16 protein-coding genes are annotated in these 19221 nt (G+C 69.4%); 6 read left to right on the forward strand and 10 right to left on the reverse strand.

The genetic code is table 11. The features are described 5' to 3' along the window. Positions 1 to 359: 359 nt before the first annotated feature. From OG574_RS32175 to OG574_RS32190, 4 genes are all read right to left on the reverse strand, one after another. Positions 360 to 1406, reverse strand: a complete 1047-nt coding sequence (locus OG574_RS32175) for a LacI family DNA-binding transcriptional regulator (RefSeq protein WP_100592069.1) — start codon at positions 1404 to 1406, stop codon at positions 360 to 362. A 73-nt stretch (positions 1407 to 1479) separates the two neighbouring features. Then, positions 1480 to 3117, reverse strand: a complete 1638-nt coding sequence (locus OG574_RS32180) for a sugar ABC transporter substrate-binding protein (protein WP_326776068.1) — start codon at positions 3115 to 3117, stop codon at positions 1480 to 1482. Positions 3118 to 3166: 49 nt separating this feature from the next. Further along, positions 3167 to 4075, reverse strand: a complete 909-nt coding sequence (locus tag OG574_RS32185; protein ID WP_326776069.1) for a carbohydrate ABC transporter permease — start codon at positions 4073 to 4075, stop codon at positions 3167 to 3169. Then, positions 4072 to 4926, reverse strand: a complete 855-nt coding sequence (locus OG574_RS32190) for an ABC transporter permease (protein ID WP_326778700.1) — start codon at positions 4924 to 4926, stop codon at positions 4072 to 4074. Before OG574_RS32190 ends, OG574_RS32185 begins: the two co-directional genes overlap by 4 nt. Positions 4927 to 5271: 345 nt before the next feature. Between OG574_RS32190 and OG574_RS32195 the strand changes: the two genes are divergently transcribed. Both OG574_RS32195 and OG574_RS32200 read left to right on the forward strand, forming a co-directional pair. After that, on the forward strand, positions 5272 to 6246 hold the full coding sequence (locus tag OG574_RS32195; protein ID WP_326778701.1) for a hydroxyacid dehydrogenase: 975 nt from the start codon (positions 5272 to 5274) through the stop codon (positions 6244 to 6246). Between the two features lie 167 nt (positions 6247 to 6413). Further along, positions 6414 to 8411: a carbohydrate binding domain-containing protein gene (locus OG574_RS32200; RefSeq protein ID WP_326776070.1), complete on the forward strand. Its 1998-nt coding sequence runs from the start codon at positions 6414 to 6416 to the stop codon at positions 8409 to 8411. Between the two features lie 69 nt (positions 8412 to 8480). On the opposite strand, the gene OG574_RS32205 is transcribed toward OG574_RS32200, so the two are convergent. The 3 genes from OG574_RS32205 to OG574_RS32215 all read right to left on the reverse strand — a co-directional run bounded on the left by OG574_RS32205 (position 8481) and on the right by OG574_RS32215 (position 11952). Next, a complete protein-coding gene (locus OG574_RS32205) occupies positions 8481 to 10427 on the reverse strand; it encodes a S53 family peptidase (protein ID WP_326776071.1) in 1947 nt (648 codons plus the stop codon). A 248-nt stretch (positions 10428 to 10675) separates the two neighbouring features. Beyond that, positions 10676 to 11293 (reverse strand): DUF305 domain-containing protein, encoded by a 618-nt coding sequence (locus OG574_RS32210; RefSeq protein ID WP_326776072.1) that lies wholly within the window; start codon positions 11291 to 11293, stop codon positions 10676 to 10678. Further along, complete coding sequence (locus OG574_RS32215) at positions 11290 to 11952, reverse strand: DUF3105 domain-containing protein (protein WP_100592075.1); 663 nt, start codon at positions 11950 to 11952, stop codon at positions 11290 to 11292. Before OG574_RS32215 ends, OG574_RS32210 begins: the two co-directional genes overlap by 4 nt. 320 nt (positions 11953 to 12272) lie before the next feature. Between OG574_RS32215 and glnA the strand changes: the two genes are divergently transcribed. The 4 genes from glnA to OG574_RS32235 all read left to right on the forward strand — a co-directional run bounded on the left by glnA (position 12273) and on the right by OG574_RS32235 (position 15800). Further along, positions 12273 to 13634, forward strand: a complete 1362-nt coding sequence (gene glnA / locus OG574_RS32220; protein ID WP_100592577.1) for a type I glutamate--ammonia ligase — start codon at positions 12273 to 12275, stop codon at positions 13632 to 13634. A gap of 367 nt (positions 13635 to 14001) precedes the next feature. Next, positions 14002 to 15096, forward strand: coding sequence for a YncE family protein (locus OG574_RS32225; protein WP_326776073.1), 1095 nt, complete (start codon positions 14002 to 14004; stop codon positions 15094 to 15096). 198 nt (positions 15097 to 15294) lie between these two features. Further along, complete coding sequence (locus OG574_RS32230; protein ID WP_100592077.1) at positions 15295 to 15543, forward strand: hypothetical protein; 249 nt, start codon at positions 15295 to 15297, stop codon at positions 15541 to 15543. 65 nt (positions 15544 to 15608) lie between these two features. After that, a complete protein-coding gene (locus OG574_RS32235; protein WP_326778702.1) occupies positions 15609 to 15800 on the forward strand; it encodes a hypothetical protein in 192 nt (63 codons plus the stop codon). 169 nt (positions 15801 to 15969) lie between these two features. Here the strand turns inward: OG574_RS32235 and OG574_RS32240 are convergent, their stop codons facing one another. The 3 genes from OG574_RS32240 to OG574_RS32250 are packed head-to-tail and all read right to left on the reverse strand — an operon-like array spanning position 15970 to position 19179. After that, entirely contained in the window at positions 15970 to 17001 is a 1032-nt protein-coding gene (locus OG574_RS32240) for a TolB family protein (RefSeq protein WP_326776074.1), read from the reverse strand. Next, entirely contained in the window at positions 16998 to 18290 is a 1293-nt protein-coding gene (locus tag OG574_RS32245; RefSeq protein ID WP_326776075.1) for an MFS transporter, read from the reverse strand. The genes OG574_RS32240 and OG574_RS32245 overlap by 4 nt, the downstream gene beginning before the upstream one ends. A 1-nt stretch (position 18291) precedes the next feature. Beyond that, positions 18292 to 19179, reverse strand: coding sequence for an alkaline phosphatase family protein (locus OG574_RS32250; RefSeq protein WP_326776076.1), 888 nt, complete (start codon positions 19177 to 19179; stop codon positions 18292 to 18294). Positions 19180 to 19221: the final 42 nt, after the last annotated feature.

A 19221-nucleotide genomic window follows, 5' to 3' on the forward strand; every position in this document is an offset into this window, starting at 1 on the left:
GGGTGCGGGCTCGGTGTGGGCTTGTCAGGTGCGTTTTTGGGTGCGGGGCCGCGGGGGCATGTACGTGCTCGCTGTTCTATGGGCTTTCGTCAGCCAGCTGATTGCCTGTGCGTGGTGCTGGTGGCTGCGCGCGCACATGCCCCCACGTCCCCTCCCGTTTCGTCGGCGTCTCACGGCCGGTGGGACTTTGCTGTCTCCGGCCTGTCTCGTACGCGCCTGAGCGCCGGTGGGACTTCGCTGTCTCCGGCCCTGTCGCGTACGCGGCTGAGCGCCGGGGGACTTTGCTGTTTTCGGCCTGTCTCGCACGCGGCCGACTGCCCGGTGGGACTACCTGTCTTCGGTCAGGTCTCGTACGGCGCTCAGTGGCGGTGGGGGCGGACGCTGTCTCTGATCACTATGTGCGTGCCCAGGAGGTGGCGTTGCTGGCCCGGGCGGGACGTGCCTGTCAGGGCCAGTCTTACGGCCGTGCGGCCCATTTCCGCTGCCGGGATGTGCACCGTGGTGAGGCCGGGGGTGATGTCTGCTGCCACTGGGTCGTCGTTGTAGCCGACCACCGAGATGTCCTCGGGGACCCGTAGGCCCGCCTCCGCCAGTGCGCGGATCGCCGCTGCTGCCACGCGGTCGTCGCCCGCGAAGACCGCCGTGAAGTCCGGCTTGCCGTTGCACTTGTCCAGCAGGTCGCGCATTGCCTCGTAGCCGTGGTGCTGGCCGAAGCCGATGCCGTGCAGGATCGCGTCCGAGCGGGGGACGCCGTGGTCGTTCAGGGCTCTGAGGTAGCCCGTTACCCGGGCCTCGCCGGTGGTGTTGCCCGGCTGGTAGCCGATCATCGCGATCTTCCGGTGGCCGGCGCCCAGGAGGTGGCTCGTTATCGCGTGTGCGCCCGCGCCGTTGTCGTACTCCACCACGAGTGCGGGGACGTCGGGTGCCGGTGCCGGTCTGCCGCACAGGACCAGGCGCGAGCCCGCCGCCGCGAGTGCTTCCGCGTAGTGCGCCATTCGCTCGCGGTACTCGTCGTCCTCGATGACCCCGCCCACCAGGACCACGGCCTCCGCCGCCTGTTCCCGCATCATCTGGACCAGCGCCAGTTCGCGGGCCGGGTCGCCGCCCGTCGAGCAGACCAGGGTGAGTCTGTTGTGCTGGGCCGCTTCCATCTCCACGCCCTGCGCCACAGCCGCGTAGAACGAGCTGACCACGTCGAACATCAGGACCGCGATCGTCTTGCGTCCGGCGCCGGCGAGGGCTCGGGCGTGCGCGTTGACCACGTAGTCCAGGTCCTTGACCGCTCTTTGGACCTTGGCGCGCGAGGCCGCCGATGTCGGGTAGTTACCCGCCAGGACCCGCGAAACAGTCGCGACCGAGACGCCCGCGCGCGCGGCCACATCACGGATGGTGACCCGCTCACCCACTGTTGTCTCTCCTCAACTTGCCTGTCCGGGGCGGGCGATGCCGCCCCGGACCATCATGGACGATGCCATACGTTCAGTGCGCCGCCTCGTACTCCTTGGCGAATTCCTCCAGCGCCTGCTGTCCGCCCTGGTTGAGCCACTTCTTGTATACGGCGTCCCAGTCGGAGACCTTCCGGCGGCCCGTGACCGTGGCCGTCACGCCGTCGCTGATGATCTGGTCGAGCGTCGCGCCCTGCTTGTTGTACGTGTCCGACTGCAGACCCCAGCGGTCGTTCGGCACCATCATCGGGATCACCTTCTGCTGCCACGCGTGGAGGCGTTCGATGATGTCCCCGTAGCCCGGCGCGTACAGGACCTGCGGTGCGTCGCTCAGGTACACGAACGGCAGGTTCACCTTCGACTCGACGAGGCCGAGAGGAGTCGCGATCGGGTTGTTGTCCTTGTCCCGCTTGAAGTGCGTTCCCTCCAGGCCGAAGTGGACCAGCTCGTACTCCTCGGTGCCGAACGGCGAAGCCAGGTAGTCGAGGATCCGCAGCATCATCTTCACGCGGTCCTTCGATGCTTTCTTGATCACCGTGTAGCCGAAGATGCCCTGCGACTGCTGGTAGCCCGGTGTGGTGTCTTTGGGGGTGTAGGGGACCAGTGCGTCCAGGTCGAAGGCGTTCTTGATGCCTTGTGCCGAGCCGGGGTAGGAGAGGAAGCCGTCCGTCATGGAGAGGACCGTGCCGTTCCAGAACTGCGTCTTCAGGTCCACCTGCGAGACGGATGTCGCCTCCGGGTAGTACACGCCGGCCTTGCGCAGGTTCGACATGAACTCGAGCGTGGTCTTGAACTCGTCCGTGCTCGCGAAGAACGTCGCCTTGTTGTCCTTGATGCGCCACTGGTTCGGCGCGCCGTGCCACGTGGCGTGCGTCTTGAAGCCGAAGTACGCGGTTGACGAGGCGCCCAGGGCCCATTTCTTGGCTGTTGTTGCTTCCTTCGCCATTGCTGTGAAGTCGTCGGCGGACATGCCCGGCTTGTAGCCCGCCTTCGTGAACGCCTGGCCGCTGAAGTACATCGTGTCCTGCGGCTTCGGGCGCTCCACCGGGACTCCGAAGATCCGGCCCGAGATCCGGCCCATGCCCTGCCAGGCGTACGTCGGGATGCCCGCCAGGTTCGGGTAGTCCTTCACCGCGTCGCCCGACAGGTACTCGGTGAGGTCCTCGCAGCGGGACTTCACGAACTGCGCCTCGCGCGGCAGGACGTAGCCGCCGCCGATGTTGATGATGTCCGGCAGGTCGTCGCCCGCGAACAGCGTCGCCATCTTCGTGCGGAAGTCCGCGTCCGGGACCACGGTGAACTCGACGTCCACGCCCAGCGCTTCGTTGATCGCGGCCCACAGCTTGTTCTGCGCCGCCGGCTTCGGGGGTGTGCCGTAGGTGATGGAGAGGACCTTGATCTTCTCCTTGCCCGTGCCGGGCTTCTCCGCGACGGCCTTGACCAGCTTCGCGGGGTAGGTGGTGTAGCCCGCCTGGACGCCCTCCGCGGTGGCCGCCAGGTCCGGCTTCGCGCCGGCGGCGGGGGTGTACGTCGGCCACGCGGCCGCCTTCTTGCCCGCGTTGGAGACCGAGCCGCCGCCACCCGAGTCGGTGGAACAGGCGGTGAGGAAGGACGGGGCGGCCAGGGCGGCGCCGCCGACGGCTATGGAACGCAGCAGGGTGCGACGCGACATCGAGGAACCGGACACGTGAGTGGACCCTTCGGGAAAGGTGGGCAGCTGGCTAGCTCTTGACGGCGCCGGTGAGCACGCCCTTGGTGAAGTACTTCTGGAGGAACGGGTAGACGAGGAGGATCGGGACGGTGGCGATCACCAGGACCGCCATCTGCGTCGTCTGCGGGGCCGAGACCATGCCGGCCTCACTGAGACCCGTGTCGCTGATCTGCGCGCCGCCGATCACATAGGTGCGCAGGACCTGGGAGAGCGGCCAGTGGTCGGACTCCAGGTAGATCGAGGCGTTGAACCAGGCGTTCCAGTAGCTCACCGCGTAGAACAGGCCGACCACCGCGAGGGCCGCCTTGGACAGCGGGAGCACGATCCGCCAGAACACCGTCCAGTCGCCCGCCCCGTCCAGGCGCGCCGCCTCGTACAGCTCCTCCGGTATTCCCTGGAAGAAGCCCCGCAGGACCACCAGGTTGAAGACGTTGATCAGGACGGGGGCTATCAGGGCCGCGTACATGTTCTGCAGTCCGAGGCCCTTGACCAGGAGGAACGCCGGGATCATGCCAGGGGGGAAGAGGAACGTGAAGAGGATGACGAGGAGGACCGGTTTGCCTCCCAGGACTCCTGGGCGGCTGAGTGCGTAGGCCAGGAATGACGTGCATGCCAGGGACGCCAGGGTGCCTGTCAGCGTTACGCCGATGCTTACGCCCAGCGCCTTGGTGACTATCCCGCCGCTGAGGATGTTGCGATACGCCCGCAGGGTTGGGTCCGTGGGCCACAGGACCCAGCCGCCGTTGGCCACTACCTCTTTGTTCGAGGCCAGTGACGTGGAGATGATCACCAGGAACGGGATCAGGACCAGGGCCAGGACGACTGTTATCGCGACCGCTTTGGCTGCCTGGGTGGCGGGTCTGGGATTTTCCTTCCACGCCGGACGCGAGGGGGCTTTGAGGTGCGTGGTTGTGGTCATTTGTAGATCCCCTGTTCGCCCAGCTTGTGCGCCACCCGGTTCGCCGTGAAGACGAGCACCGCGCCCACCACGCCCTTGAACAGGCCCGCCGCTGCCGCGTATCCGGTGTCCCCGCCGACGATTCCCTGCCAGAACACGAAGGTGTCCAGGACCTCGCCCACCTCCGGGCCTACCGACTGGCGCTGGAGCAGCATCTGTTCGAAGCCGACCGACAGGATGTCGCCGAGCCGCATGATCAGGAGCAGCACGATGATCGGGCGGATGGACGGCAGCGTGACGTGCCAGAAGCGGCGCCACGGGCCCGCGCCGTCGATCGCCGCCGCCTCGTACTGCTGCTCGTCGACCTGCATCAGCGCCGCGAGGAAGATGATCGTTCCCCAGCCGGCGTCCTTCCAGACCACCTCGGCCACCACCAGCGGACGGTACGCGTCCGGGTTGCCGATGATGTCGACCGTGTGGATCCCCGAGTCGCCCAGGAACGAGTTCAACAAGCCTGTGTCGGACAGGACCTGCTGGAACAGCGCCACCACGATCACCCAGGACAGGAAGTGCGGCAGATAGACCACCGACTGCACGAAGCGGCGCAGGAAGTCCGACGTCAGGCTGTGCAGGAGCAGGGCGATGGCCAGGGGGATGGGGAAGAAGAACGTCAGCTGGAGCACCGCTATGTAGAAGGTGTTCCACGTCGCGTGCCAGAAGTCGGCGTCGCCGAACATCCGGGTGAAGTTCTCGAAGCCCACCCAAGGGCTCGCCCAGAGGCCGTCGAACGGGACGTACTCCTTGAACGCCACGACGTTGCCGACGAAGGCGCCGTAGTGGAACAGCAGGAAGTAGGCCAGGCCCGGGACCATGAGCAGCAGGAAGGTGCGGCTGCTCCGAAACCGTTTCCCGAGGCTGTCCTGCCTGGGTTTGTGCGTATCTGACCCGCTGCCCGGGGTGCCGGGGGGCTTCACCGCCTCGGTCTCGGGCCTGTCCTTCGCCACCGTGGGCACGGAAACCCCTCCGTCGTTGGAACAAGGTGAGCGGGAATCTAAAACGGTTACTACGCCGGGTCAACCCCCTTGTCTCCCCGATCTCTTGACCATCTCTCAGGATTGGGCCTAGCCTCCTGGCATCTTGAGGTAACCGGTTACTAGAGATCTGCAGCTGGAGGGTGGTAGCGCGTGGCAGCACACCGACCGATCGCGGCACTGGCCATGGACGCCGAGGTGCTCGACCGGGTCATCCCGTCGGACCTGCGGCAACGGCTCGGGCGGTGCGCCGACCTCGCGCCCGTTCCGCTGACCGGGCCGCTCGGCACCCCCGAGGCCCGCGCGGTTCTCTCCGGAGTCGAGGTGCTGATCACCGGCTGGGGCTGCCCGCAGCTCACCTTTGACGTTCTGGCGCACGCGCCCCGGCTCCGCGCCGTCGTGCACGCCGCCGGATCGGTAAAGCCCGTCGTCTCGGACGCCCTGTGGGAGCGGCCCGGCATCACCGTGTCCTCCGCCGCCGACGCCAACGCGGGTCCCGTCGTCGCCTTCACGCTCGCCGCGATCACCTTCGCCGCGAAGAAGGCGCTGCCCGTCGCCGCCCACTACTCCGGCGGCTGGCCCGGCTTCACCGCGCGCGAGGGCGCCGACGGTCGCGTCGTCGGGATCATCGGCGCCTCCCGCATCGGCCGGCGCGTGATGGCCGGGCTGCGCGCCTCGGACGCGGGGTATCGGATCCTGCTCACCGATCCGTACGTCAGTGAAGGCGATGCCGCCGCGCTCGGCGTTGAGCTCGTCGAGCTGTCCGAGCTCTGCCGGCGCAGCTCCATCGTGAGCGTGCACGCGCCTCAACTGCCCGAGACGCGGGGGTTGCTGGGGGAGGAGATGCTGAAGCTCGTGGCTGACGGTGGTGTCGTTGTGAACACCGCTCGGGGGTCACTCGTCGACACCGAGGCGCTCGCTCGTGAGTGCGCCTCGGGCCGGCTTGATGCATTTCTCGATGTCACCGACCCCGAACCGCTGCCTGCCGGGCACCCGTTGCTCACCCTTCCCAATGTCCTGGTCACCCCGCACATGGCGGGCGCGCAGGGCAGCGAGGTGCGCCGGCTGGGGTTGTACGCGGTGGAGGAGGCCGAGCGGTTCGCGCGCGGTGAGGAGCTGCTCGGGCGGCTTTCGCGGGGGGATCTTTCACGGCTCGCCTGAGGGGCGGCGGCTGGGGCGTCGGGAGTGGGGTGTCGGCAGTGGGGCGGGGCGTCCGGGGGTGGGGATGCGTCTTGTGAATGTAACCGTTTCCCGTCAGGGGCATTGACCTCAACCACCTTGCTGGGCACGGTACTTGCCGAACACCTCTCCTACCCCCAGGAGCAAGAATGGTACCGGTTACATCCGGGCTCCGAAGAGCCTGCACCACGCTCGCGGCAGGTCTCGCGCTCGCCGCCTCCGCCCTCGTCTCCCCGCCGGGTGCCCAGGCGGCCGGGTCCGCGCACCCCGGCCATCCGCCCCACCCCTCGCAGTCCGCGAGCACCCCCTACTACGTGGACTGTTCCGCCGCGGCGAACGGCGACGGCAGTCTCGCCGCGCCCTACAACAGCCTCGCCGCGGCCAATGCCGTCACCTACGGCCCCGGCGACCGGCTCTACTTCAAGCGCGGAGCCACCTGCCGCGGTCAGCTCAAGCCCGCAGGATCGGGCTCCGCGGCCGCCCCGGTCAGGGTCGCCCCCTACGGCTCCGGCAGCGCTCGGCCCGTGATCGAGGGCGGTGGCACCGTCTACGCCGCCGTCCATCTGCTCAACGTCGAGCAGTGGGAGATCCGTGGTCTGGAGGTCACCAACAAGGGCGCCACGGAAGCCGAGCGCAACGGCATCCTCGTCGAGCTCGCCGACCACGGCACCGGCACCCACTACGTCCTCGACGACGTCTACGTCCACGACGTCAACGGCGGCGACACCAAGAGCAGCAACGGTATCCAGTTCCGCGTCTCCGGCACCGTGACGCCGACCCGCTTCGATGACGTACTCGTCCAGAACAGCGAGATCTACAAGGTCGACCGCGAGGGCCTGACCACCCAGTCCAGCTGGGCCTGCCGAGCCGTCTACGGGTGCACGAGCGGTCCCGCGTGGACGGCGAGTACGCGTGTCGTGTTCCGTGGCAACAAGATCCACGACATCGGCGGCGACGGCATGGTCGTCCGCGTGACCCGGGACGCGCTGGCCGAGCACAACGAGGCGTACGACATCTGGATGCGCTCGGCCGGCAACAACGCGGGCCTGTGGACCATCAACAGTGACGGGACCGTCTTCCAGTACAACGAGGTCCACCATGTGCGCCGCACGGCGGGCATGAACGACGGCATGGCCTTCGACGCCGACTTCGGCACCCGCGGCGCCGTCTTCCAGTACAACTACAGCCACGACAACGAGGGCGGCTTCCTGCTGCTCTGCGGGGCCTGCGGCAGCGGCGCCGACACGGCCGGTACCGTCGCGCGTTACAACCTCTCCGTCAACGACGGCTCGCGCATCCTGTACGCCGTCGGCGACGCGGCCGCCCAGATCCTCAACAACACCTTCTACATGGGGGCCGGTTCCACCACGTCGGTCGTGGAGAGCAGTGGTGGGGCGTCCACCACCTTGTGGAGCAACAACATCTTCTACAACCTCGGCACCGGCGGATACGGCGGCAAGCCCGCCGAGCACACCTGGCGCGACAACGTCATGTACGGCAACCACCCGGCGTCCGAGCCCGCCGACCCCGGCAAGGTGACCGCCGACCCGCTCCTCGCCGACCCGGGCTCCGCCGATCCCGCGGGGTACAAGCTGAAGGCCGGATCCCCGGCGCGCGGCGCCGGGCAGGTCACCACCGGCTCCGGCGGCAAGGACTACTTCGGCTCTCCCGCGCCCGTCGCCTGTCGTCCCGACATCGGCGCCCACCAGGTCTCTGCGTTCGATGACGCCGCCTGTTCGGGCGGGACCAACCTGGTCGCCGACCCCGGCTTCGAGACGGGTGTCTCGCCCTGGGCGCCCTCGGGGGCCGTCGTGGCCGACACCGCGAATCCGCACGGAGGCGGCTCCAGTCTGCGCGTCTCGGGGACCCCGAGCACGGCCGAGCAGAAGATCACCGTCGCGCCGAACACCACGTACACGCTCTCCGGCTGGGGGCGGGTCGACGCGTACGACACCCAACTCGCCGTGGGAGTGAAGAACTTCGGCGGGGCCGAGACCCGTATTCCCGCCTTCAGCGCGTTCGGGTGGCGCACCGGCAGCATCACCTTCACCACGGGCGCCACCAATACCTCGGCGACCCTCTACTGCTACACCCGCACCGGTAAGGGCAGTGGCTGGTGCGACGACCTGAGGGTCGTCAAGCAGTAGCGCGTGGAAGGGAATTGAGGGCGGCGCCCGTCCCGGTGGTGTCCGGGGCGGGCGCCGCTCTTTCGTGGGTCAGCGACGGCCGAAGGACGTCACATAGCCCGGCGCCGGCGAGCCGACACCCGTCACGTCGTCGTAGCCGCGGACCGCCTTGAGCGAGCTGTCCTTGCCGAGGCTGCGCAGGGAGGTCAGCAGGCCGTCGGCCGCGTCGAACCCGTTCGCGTAGTCGACACGGACCACCGCGAGGTCACGGCCGGTCGGCTTGTCCGTCACGTCGTGGTAGATCTTCGAGCCGAAGCGGTCGTAGATCGCCGGGTTGGCGAAGCCGAGCGCGTGCCCGCCGCGGGCCTCCTGGACCAGCGCCTGCACACCCGCGATGACGGGCGCCGCCAGCGACGTGCCGCCGATGCGGTACTCGTCGTACTTGAGCGAGCCGTCGGGGAACGTCTGCGACTGGCCGACGAGGAAGCCGGTGTTCGGGTCGGCCACCGCGGAGATGTCCGGCACCGTACGCATCTTCTGCGAGCCGCCGTTGGCGCGCGCCAGCGAGTTCGGGACGACACCGCTCTGGTAGAACGGCTGCTTCACCGTCTTGCTGGTGCCGCCGCCCGCACCCGAGGTGTACGCCCCGGGGAAGGCGTCCCAGCTCTTGCCGTCGGCCGACAGGTTGGCCTTGAGCGTGCCCCAGCCGGTCTCGAACTGGTACTTGTCGCCCTTGCCGACGGCCAGCGACGTACCGCCGACGGACGTCACCCACGCCGAGTTGGCGGGCACGTCGACCTGCTTCGTGCCGGTGTTCGCCACCTCGTCGCCGTTGTCGCCGGACGAGAAGTAGAAGCCGATGCCCTCGATCGCGCCGTACTGGAAGATCTGGTCGTACGCGGCGGCGAGGTCGGGGGTCTGGTTGGCCTCGATGTCGCCCCACGAGTTCGACACGATGTCGGCGAGGTGACCGTCGACGATCTTGCCGAGGGAGTCGAGCAGCGCGTCGTCGTAGCAGGACGCGGCGCCGACGTAGGTGATGTCGGCCGCGGGAGCCACGGCGTGCACGGCCTCGACGTCGAGGGTCTCCTCGCCGTACCAGCCGGACGCCCCGCACTCCTCGGTCTTGGTGTAGTCCGCGGGCAGGACCTGCTTCAGCTGGCCGCTGCGGTAGGCCGCGTCACCGTTGCGCTTGGCGTAGGTGGCCGCGTCCTTCGCGATGGTCGGCGAGGCGTACGCGTCGGTGATGGCGACGCGGACCCCCTTGCCGGTCTTCTTGCCGGCGCCGTAGGCGGCACGCAGCTGCTTGCCGGTGTAGCCCTTCACGGCGTACGGGGCCTTCTGGCCGTACGCGGACGGCTGAGTGCTCGCCGTCTTCGAGCCGTAGTACGACGAGAAGGGGCCGGCGTTGTGGAACACGGCGTCCGGCGGCGGCAGCGTCTCGTCGTGGTCCGCCTTGTGCGGCGCGCTGTCCAGGCCGGTCACGGTGAGGACCGCGCCGTTCAGGGACGCGGGCACCGTGGCGGCGGCCGTGGGCGCGCGGTAGGTGTGCTTGCCCTTGGCGTAGTTGTGCAGCTGGGCGCCGAACGCCTTCTCGGCGGCGGCGACTTCGCCCGAGACGGAGATGTAGTGCTTGCTGACGTCGGTCACGGTGAGGCCCGAGGACTCGAGCCACTTCGTGACCTCGGCTATCTGGGCCTTGGTCGCGCCGAAGCGGGCCTGGGCCTGCTTGGCGCTGAGGTGCTTGCCGTACGACGCCGACTGCGGGTCGGACACGGCTTTCGCGTACGCCGCGAGGCCCGCCGCGTCGCGCCCCGCGAGGTAGACGCGGGCGTGCACGGTGGAGCTGTTCGACGCGGCACCCTGGTCGGCCTTGGCCGTGGCCCACAGCGGCTTGGTGCCGGTCAGTGCGTCGCGGGCGCCCGGGTTCGGGTCGGCCTGGGCGACGGGTGCTGCGATGGCGAGCGCGCCGGCGAGCAGTGGCAGTGTCGCTGCCAGGCTGAGCCCGGCGCGGGCCGCGGCACGGGTGGATCTCATACAACCCCCTGCGATGTGGTTCGTCGCGTGTGGCGACGGTGATGCGCGTGCACCGGATCGACCTGCGCACGCAACTGATCACTGTTGCGCCGAACCGTTCATGCAAGGGGAATGGAAGCGCCAAGAAGAGCCCAAGGAACGCCATTCGAGGGCGATTTGGGACGGTACGTGATCGGGGCGAGGGTTTCCCTCAGGTATTCCCGGGGTTCCCGGGGTTTCCCTTCCTACGACTTTTCCTTCGACCTGTCCTACGACCTGTCCTTCAACATCTCAGCCATCAGGTCGAGTTCCGACTTCTGCGAGGCGACCATGCCCGCCGCGAGCCGTTTCTCCACCCCGACCCCGCAGCGCTCGACGCACCCCTCGGCCATATGGACGCCGCCCTTGTGGTGCGCGGTCATCAGCTGGAGGTAGAGCACCTCGGCCCGCTTGCCGCTCGCCTTGCGGAGCTCGTCGAGCTGCGAGTTCGTGGCCATGCCCGGCATCAGTGCGCCGTCCTGCCCGGGCGGCATGTCGCCCATGCCCATCCAGGACATCGGCGGCTTCGCGGACACCTTCGGCAGCCCCCACAGGTCGAGCCAGCCGAGCAGCATGCCCCGCTGGTTGGCCTGCGTCTGCGCGATGTCGTAGGCGAGGCGGCGCACCTCCTCGTCCTTCGTGCGGTCGCGCACGATGTACGACATCTCGACGGCCTGCTGATGGTGGACCGCCATGTCCCGCGCGAACCCGGCGTCGGCCGACTCGGCGCCCGGCACCCGCACGGCCGACGAACCGCCGTCGTCCCCGTCGGCGACCGCGTACGTGACCGCCCCGCCCGCGACGAGCACCGCCGCCACGGCCGGCACGATCCAGGCCGCGCGCCTCACTGGGACAGGCCGTTGGTGCAGGCGGCACCCGGCTCAGGGGTCTGCTTGCCCTGGACGAACGTCGAGAAGAACGAGGCCACGTCCGGGTCGGTGGCGCTCTTCACGGTCCGCTGGTGGCCCCAGGCGCTCAGCATGATCGGGTCCTTCTGGTCCTGGTCCGGGCTCATCAGCGAGTACGGCGTCTGGCGCACCTTCGCCGCGAGCTTCTGCACGTCACCCGGGTCGGCCTTGTCCGTGTACGTCACCCAGACCGCGCCGTGCTCCAGGGCGTGCACCGCGTTCTCGTTCGGGATCGCCTTCTTGTAGACGTCGCCGTTGCAGTTCATCCAGACCTGGTTGTGGTCCCCGCCCACCGGCGGCGTCATCGGGTACGTCACCTTCTTCGCGACGTGGTTGCGGTCCAGCTTCCCGGTCCAGGTCTTCACGCCGTCCGAGCCGGTCTTGAACGACCCGGCCGACGACTTCGCGTCCGCCGTGTCCTTCGAGTCGTCACCCTTCATGAGGGCCCACGCCCCGAATCCGGCGAGGCACACGACCACGACGGCGCTCACGACGACGACGAGGACGCGGCGCAGGCGCTCGCGGGAGCGCTCGGCGCGGCGCATCTCCTCTATGCGGGCCTTGCGCGTCGCGGAGCCGGTGTTCTTGGCGGAACCCATGGTGAGTCCTTCTGGGAAAGGGACGGGACGGCTGAACGGGTCCGCTGATCGTAGTGGGGAGCGGGGGGCCGTTGCCATGCCGTGTAGCCGGTGCTGCGGACGGCAGGGACTATGGGACTAGGGGCCCCAGCAGGCACTATGGGCACGGAGTCGTATACATCTGCCGTTCGCACGATGTTCGGGCCCGGGTCGGCCAGTCGATCAAGGTCGGCAACGCGCATGAAACGGTGATGTGGTGGGATGCTCAGGAGCCTGCCGACGGTGTCCCGCAGGGCGCGGACGCAGGCGGCCTGACCAGCAAGGATGGGTGGAAGCGGAAGATGGACAAGCAGCAGGAATTCGTGCTCCGGACGCTCGAGGAGCGGGATATCCGGTTCGTCCGCCTGTGGTTCACGGATGTCCTCGGCTTCCTGAAGTCGGTGGCCGTGGCCCCGGCGGAGCTGGAGCAGGCCTTCGACGAGGGCATCGGCTTCGACGGCTCCGCGATCGAGGGCTTCGCCCGCGTGTATGAGTCCGACATGATCGCCAAGCCCGACCCGTCGACCTTCCAGGTGCTGCCCTGGCGCGCCGAGGCCCCGGGCACCGCGCGGATGTTCTGCGACATCCTGATGCCCGACGGCTCCCCGTCGTTCGCGGACCCGCGCTACGTGCTGAAGCGGGCCCTGGCCAAGACCTCGGACCTGGGCTTCACCTTCTACACGCACCCCGAGATCGAGTTCTTCCTCCTCAAGAACAAGCCGCTCGACGGGTCCCGCCCCACCCCGGCCGACAACTCCGGCTACTTCGACCACACCCCGCAGAACGTCGGCATGGACTTCCGCCGCCAGGCGATCACCATGCTCGAATCCATGGGCATCTCGGTCGAGTTCAGCCACCACGAGGGCGCCCCCGGCCAGCAGGAGATCGACCTGCGGTACGCCGACGCGCTGTCCACGGCCGACAACATCATGACGTTCCGCCTCGTCATGAAGCAGGTGGCGCTGGAGCAGGGCGTGCAGGCGACCTTCATGCCGAAGCCGTTCTCCGACCACCCCGGCTCCGGCATGCACACGCACCTGTCCCTCTTCGAGGGCGACCGCAACGCGTTCTACGAGTCCGGCTCCGAGTACCAGCTGTCCAAGGTCGGCCGCTCCTTCATCGCGGGCCTGCTCAAGCACGCCGCCGAGATCTCCGCCGTCACCAACCAGTGGGTCAACTCCTACAAGCGCATCTGGGGTGGCGGCGGCCGCACCGCCGGCGCCGGCGGCGAGGCGCCCTCGTACATCTGCTGGGGCCACAACAACCGCTCGGCCCTGATCCGCGTCCCGATGTACAAGCCCGGCAAGACCGGCTCCGCGCGCGTCGAGGTCCGCTCGATCGACTCGGGCGCGAACCCGTACCTGACGTACGCCGTGCTGCTCGCCGCCGGACTCAAGGGCATCGAGGAGGGCTACGAGCTCCCGCCGGGCGCCGACGACGACGTGTGGGCCCTGTCCGACGCCGAGCGCCGCGCGATGGGCATCGAGCCGCTCCCGCAGAACCTCGGCGAGGCGATCGCCCTCATGGAGCGCAGCGAACTCGTCGCCGAGACACTGGGCGAGCACGTGTACGACTTCTTCCTGCGCAACAAGAAGCAGGAGTGGGAGGAGTACCGCTCGGAGGTCACGGCCTTCGAGCTGCGGAAGAACCTGCCGGTGCTGTAAGCACAGCTCAGGGCGGTTTCACGCCGCGTCGAGCCTCCGGGGCCGTCGGTCTATGACAGGCGGCCCCGTCGCGTGCGCCGGGGGGCTGGGGCGTGACGTCCACATCGCCGAGCAGCGCGCGGGCCTGCGGCACTGTTCGCTGCCACGCCTCGAGGGGCTCGGCCGGGATCGGCGCTGCCTTCGGCCGCGGCCTCGGTTCCTGAACTCAGGGGAGTAGTCCCGGCAAGCGGCCACGTTCAGCGCAGTCCGGCTGGCAGAGCACCGTGGCGGGCCAAAGGATGTGCTGTGACGGTCGTGGACGCTCTTTGCTGCTCAGCCGTCGCACTCATCATGACGGCCCCCAAGAGCCGACCGGGCTGGAGGAAGAATGTCCCGAACTCTGCCTGAGCTTCTGCCAGGCGACGTTTTTGCATCCCCACGCCGTAGCGCATGGCGCCAGTGGCTCGACCGGTCGAGCGTCATCCTGGCGGCATTCTCCATCGCCCTCCTGTCCGCCACGGCTTCTGACGCCTTTGCAGCGCGGCACAAAGACCTGCGCAGTGATCGCCTCTATGTCGCCAACGGCGGCTCGGGCACCGTGTCGGTGATCGACACCAGGACCAACGCGGTCGTCGGCGCCCCGATCCACGTCGGCAAACGCCCCGCCGGGGTGGCCGTCGACAGCGTCCGCGGTCGCGCCTACGTGGCCAACTCCGGCTCGGACACCGTGTCGGTGATCAACACCAAGACCAGAACCGTCGTGGGCTCCCCGATCCGCGTCGGCAAAAACCCGTCCGGGGTGGCTGTCGACCGAGTCCGCGGTCGCGCCTACGTGGCCAACTCCGGCTCGGACACCGTGTCGGTGATCAACACCAAGACCAGAACCGTCGTGGGCTCCCCGATCCACGTCGGCAAAAACCCGTCCGGGGTGGCCGTCGACCGAGTCCGCGGTCGCGCCTACGTGACCAACTCCGGCTCGGACACCGTGTCGGTGATCAACACCAAGACCAAAACCGTCGTGGGCTCCCCGATCCACGTCGGCAAAAACCCGTCCGGGGTGGCCATCGACGGCGTTCGCGGTCGCGCCTACGTGGTCAACGCCCACTCGTACGCCGTGTCGGTGATCGACATCAACACCAACAAGGTCGTCGGGGCCTCGATCCACGTCGGCAAAGGCCCCGCCGGGGTGGCCATCGACAGCCTCAGAGGCCGCGCCTACGTGACCAACTCCGACTCGTACGCCGTGTCGCTGATCAACACCAGGACCAACGCGGCCGTCGGCTCCCCGATCCCCGTCCGCTACGGCCCCGCCTGGGTGGCCACCGACGCCCTCCGCGGTCGCGCCTACGTGGCCAACTCCGGCTCGGACAGCGTGTCGGTGATCGACACCAGCACCAACGCGGTCGTGGGCTCCCCGATCCCCGTTGGCAACGCCCCCGCCGGGGTGGCATTGGGGAGGCCGCTCCGGCCCGCGAAGCACTGACCCTTCAAGGTCGGAGCCGGACGCCGAAGGGCACCTACGGAGATCCGTAGGTGCCCTTAAGGCACTTGAGAGGGCTGCTCTTGGGCTGAGGTCGGGGAGGGGGCGGGGCGCGTGATGCGTACCGCCCCCTCTGCCGTACCGCCCCCTGCGTCGCTTCCCGGTCGCTACCGTGGTCGGTGAGCGAGAAGGGAGCGCATCATGGCCGAACCGCTCAAGACCCTCGTCGACGGGGTCGAGGTCGAGGTGCCCAACAGCATCCCCGCCATCCGCGACGCCCTGCCGGAGCACCGGCGCGAGGAGTTCGACCGGGAGATCAACGCGGCCGGGGTGCACGAGATCCACGCCGTGATGCGGCACTGGATGCTGGAGTCCGTGCCCGACCCGGCCGCCGACGCCATCATGGACCGGCTCGCCCGCGAGGAAGCGGAGAGGGCCGGAGCCGCGTGAGCCACCGTCATCGCCGCCGCCACCGCATCTCGTACGCGCCGCCCGCCGACGACACCCTCGCGAAAATGGCGGGACCCGTGCCGTTCAGGGCGGAGCTGGAACGTACCCTCGGCGTCGACCCGTACGGGCACGGGTCCCTCCCCATCGGCCGGTGGGCGGACCGCAGGGAGGCGACCGTGCGCGGCGTCATCGTCCGGTACTACGTCTCCGTGTCGATCCTGGTCGTGACGGTGGTGCGGCTGATCCCGGAGCCGTGAGCCGGGTCAGCCCTGGTGCTGTTCGCGCAGCACCTCGTGCAGCGGCTGCGGGGCGCTTGCAGTATTCATGGATTGCCCAGCCTCCGCCTGGGGGTCATGTCCGTCGCCCCAGCCTTGCGGGTCGCGGGCCCGTCTGCCACCTGTATGCGCGGCTCCGGATGGCGGCCCGTCACAGGTACGCCGGAGACACCGCCGCCTTGGTGAGGCGGTGCGGGGCTCCCGTGCCGTCCCCCGGGACGGTGTAGAGGTCCGCGCCGTAGTCGCCCGGCAGCGCGTACGTCAGGGTGTGCGCGTCGCTCCAGACCGCCTGGTCGTCCACGCTGCGGGTCTCCGCCAGGGGCGTCTCGCGGAGCGTGCGCAGGTCGAGTACGTACAGCCGCCAAGGGGCGTCCGCCGAAAGGCCCTTCACGCGCTTCTTGTACGCGATGCGGGTGCCGTCGGGGGAGAGGGACGGGCACTCGACGTTCTGGTGGACGGTGGTCAGCGTGCGGGTGCGCAGATCGCCCCGTACCAGGTAGGTCTTCCCGTGCGTCGCGAGCGTCGCGTAGAAGTGGCGGTCGTCCGCCGCGAACGTGATGCCCCAGAAGTTGATGTCCGCCGCGCGGTAGGTCCGGCCGTCCTTGACGACCCGGAAGTCCTCGAGCGTCGGCGTGAGGTGACCCGTGCGGGTGTCCACGATCGCCGCCCGCGTCGAGAAGTTCGTGCCCGCGTAGCTGTCGCCGCCCACGAACACCGTCCACGCCGCGTACCGCCCGCTCGGCGAGACGCGGGCGCGGGACGGGATGCCCGGCAGCGCGTAGTGGGCCTTCTCCTCGAGCCGCGAGTCCAGGACGCGCGCCGTGTACGTGTCCTGCATCGCGCCCCGCTCGGCCCGCAGACAGATCGCCGTGCCCGAAGAGGCGTAGAAACGAAGGCACTTGACGCCCGACGCGGTGCGGGGCGCGTCCGGGCGGCCCGCCGGGACCGTGGTGAGCTCGTCGCGGTGGGGGCCCCACGCCATGTTGCGGAAGACGAGGCGGCGGGGAGCCTCGGTGGCCTCGGCCGGCAGGGTCACCCGGCCCGCAGTGACCCTCGGGCCGCCCGCGTGCGCCTCGTTCCTGCGGTCGGCGCGCGCCGCCGCGTGCAGGACCGAGGCCGTCGCGACGGCCGCCAGAGCGACGACCGCGGCGACGAGGACGAGCAGCCTGTTACGTGTCGTCATGCGGGTACTACCTCCGCGGGGGTGGGGGCTTCGGGCCGGAAGGCGTACGCCACCGCCGCGCCCGCCGCCAGCGCCACTGTGGCCGCGCCCAGAGCCGTGCGGTCGCCCCACGCCGTCCAGGCGGCGCCGAAGCCGATCGAGCAGACGAAGCGCGCCAGCGCCTGGCCCGTCTGGACGACGGCGAGCCCCGACGAGCGCAGCTCCTGCGGGATGGCGGTGGAGGCAGCGGCCATCAGGACGCCGTCCGTCGCCGCGTAGAAGCAGCCGTGCAGCGCCAGGACCGCGTACGGCAGGGCGGAGCCGTGCCACGGCGAGAGCAGCAGGCCGTACGCGGCGAGGAGCGCGGCGTGGCCGGCGAGGAACACGCGCCAGCTGCCGACGCGGTCCGCGAGCCGGCCCAGGGGCGCGGCCAGGAGCAGGAAAGCGGCCGCCGTGCCCAGGGGGAGCAGCGCGAACCACTGGTCGGGGACGCCCAGGCGGCGCTGGAGGAGCAGATAGACGAAGGAGTCGCTGACCGTGGCCAGGCCGAGGAGCAGGGCGCAGACCGTGGTGCGGCGGACCTCGCGGCGGCGCAGGAGCGCGAGCGCGGACCGGAAGGTGGGGCGCGGGGGTGCGGGGTGGCTGCTCTTGGCGGTCTCCTTGGCGGCTTCGTGCCGGCGGGGGACGAACAGGAGCAGGACCAGTACGCCCAGTGCCGCGACGCAGAAGCTGACGGTGAAGACCGCGTCGTAGCCGTCCGTCGTCGCGCGCAGGATCAGGAAGGCCGCGAGGGGGCCGAGGAGGGCGCCCGTCGTGTCCATCGCCCGGTGCACGCCGAAGGCTCTGCCGCGGGTGGCCGGGGTGCTGCTCAGGGAGATCAGGGCGTCCCGCGGCGCCGTGCGCAGGCCCTTGCCCGTGCGGTCGGCCGCCAGGACCATGCCGATCGTGGGGAGGGTGGCGGCCAGCAGGAGCAGGGGTTTGCAGAGCGCCGAGAGTCCGTAGCCGAACAGGGCGACCGTCTTGTGGCGGCCGCCTCCCCGGTCCGCGAAGTGGCCGCCGACGAGACGGACCAGCGCCGAGAAGCCGTTGTAGACGCCGTCCAGGAGGCCGAAGCCGAGGGGCGAGAGGCCGAGTCCCGCGACGAGGTAGAGCGGCAGGACCGCCGTGACCATCTCGGACGAGACGTCGGTGATGAGGCTGACCGAGCCGAGGGCCAGGACCGTGGGGGCGATCGCGGTGCCGCGCCGCCCGGCCGGTGGCCGGGCGGCGGGTTCCGCGGATGCCGCAGCGCGGCTGTCCGCTACGTACATGTCAGGACGTCCAGATGCCCGTGATGTCCTTGCCGGACGCCGCGTTGCCCGCGTGCGGGAGCCCGTGCATGTCCTCGATGGTGCGCAGGACGTCGTAGTGGTTGTAGGTGGTCGCCGAGGTGGCGCCCGGGGTGACCTGCTGGCCGTAGAGGACCGTCGGGATCTTGTTGCCGGCCAGACGGTTGTCCTCGTCGAAGGTGACGACGAGGAGGCTGTTGTGCGCCTTCGCCCAGGTCGCGTAGGCGGACAGGTTGTTCTTCAGCCAGGTGTCACCGGTCGACACCGAGCAGTCGTGCATGTCGCTGCACAGGTCGGGGACCACGAAGGAGACCTGGGGGAGCGTCGAGTAGTCCGAGGGGAACTGCGCGAACGTCTTCGCCGTGGAGGTGGGGACGTTGCTGAACCCGAACCACGGGTTGTGCTTGCGGGCGTAGTCGCCGGACGAGCAGGTGGTCGAACCCTGGCTCGGCAGGCCCTCGTTGTAGCTGCCCCAGGTCTTGCCGGCGGCGATCAGCTCGGAGGCCAGGTTGGGCTGCGAGGAGAAGCCCGGCGTGTAGCAGCTGTCGTCCGTGATGCCCTGCGTGGCGCCCGAGAACAGCGCGAAGTAGTTCGGCTGGCTCGGGTGCGTCAGCGCGTACGACGCCGAGAGGCTCGCGCCGTTCGTCTTCAGGCTGTTGATGTACGGGGCGCTGGAGGAGCCGATCACTTGGTTGTAGGCGTGGTTCTCGAAGACCACGACCACGGTGTGGTCCGGGGTGGGGACGCCCGCCGCGGCCTGCGCGGACGAGCCGCCCACGCCGGACCAGAGCGCGACCGCGGTGGCGGTCAGGGCGAAGGCCGAAGCGAGCGCCGCGGTGCGGCCTCGTCGGAACAATGATCTGCCAGGCACGTGAGACCTCCGGTGGGGGAGACGGCGGCGGTGCGGCTAGAG

The sequence above is a fragment of the Streptomyces sp. NBC_01445 genome (assembly GCF_035918235.1).
Taxonomy (GTDB): Bacteria; Actinomycetota; Actinomycetes; order Streptomycetales; family Streptomycetaceae; genus Streptomyces.

Coding starts and splice junctions, on each gene's coding strand:
- OG574_RS32180 (WP_326776068.1), bottom strand. CDS start 3,117: ATGTCGCGTCGCACCCTGCTGCGTTCCATAGCCGTCGGCGGCGCCGCC.
- OG574_RS32185 (WP_326776069.1), bottom strand. CDS start 4,075: ATGACCACAACCACGCACCTCAAAGCCCCCTCGCGTCCGGCGTGGAAG.
- OG574_RS32190 (WP_326778700.1), bottom strand. CDS start 4,926: ATGGTCCCGGGCCTGGCCTACTTCCTGCTGTTCCACTACGGCGCCTTC.
- OG574_RS32195 (WP_326778701.1), top strand. CDS start 5,272: ATGGACGCCGAGGTGCTCGACCGGGTCATCCCGTCGGACCTGCGGCAA.
- OG574_RS32200 (WP_326776070.1), top strand. CDS start 6,414: ATGGTACCGGTTACATCCGGGCTCCGAAGAGCCTGCACCACGCTCGCG.
- OG574_RS32205 (WP_326776071.1), bottom strand. CDS start 10,427: ATGAGATCCACCCGTGCCGCGGCCCGCGCCGGGCTCAGCCTGGCAGCG.
- OG574_RS32215 (WP_100592075.1), bottom strand. CDS start 11,952: ATGGGTTCCGCCAAGAACACCGGCTCCGCGACGCGCAAGGCCCGCATA.
- glnA (WP_100592577.1), top strand. CDS start 12,273: ATGGACAAGCAGCAGGAATTCGTGCTCCGGACGCTCGAGGAGCGGGAT.
- OG574_RS32225 (WP_326776073.1), top strand. CDS start 14,002: ATGTCCCGAACTCTGCCTGAGCTTCTGCCAGGCGACGTTTTTGCATCC.
- OG574_RS32230 (WP_100592077.1), top strand. CDS start 15,295: ATGGCCGAACCGCTCAAGACCCTCGTCGACGGGGTCGAGGTCGAGGTG.
- OG574_RS32235 (WP_326778702.1), top strand. CDS start 15,609: ATGGCGGGACCCGTGCCGTTCAGGGCGGAGCTGGAACGTACCCTCGGC.
- OG574_RS32240 (WP_326776074.1), bottom strand. CDS start 17,001: ATGACGACACGTAACAGGCTGCTCGTCCTCGTCGCCGCGGTCGTCGCT.
- OG574_RS32245 (WP_326776075.1), bottom strand. CDS start 18,290: ATGTACGTAGCGGACAGCCGCGCTGCGGCATCCGCGGAACCCGCCGCC.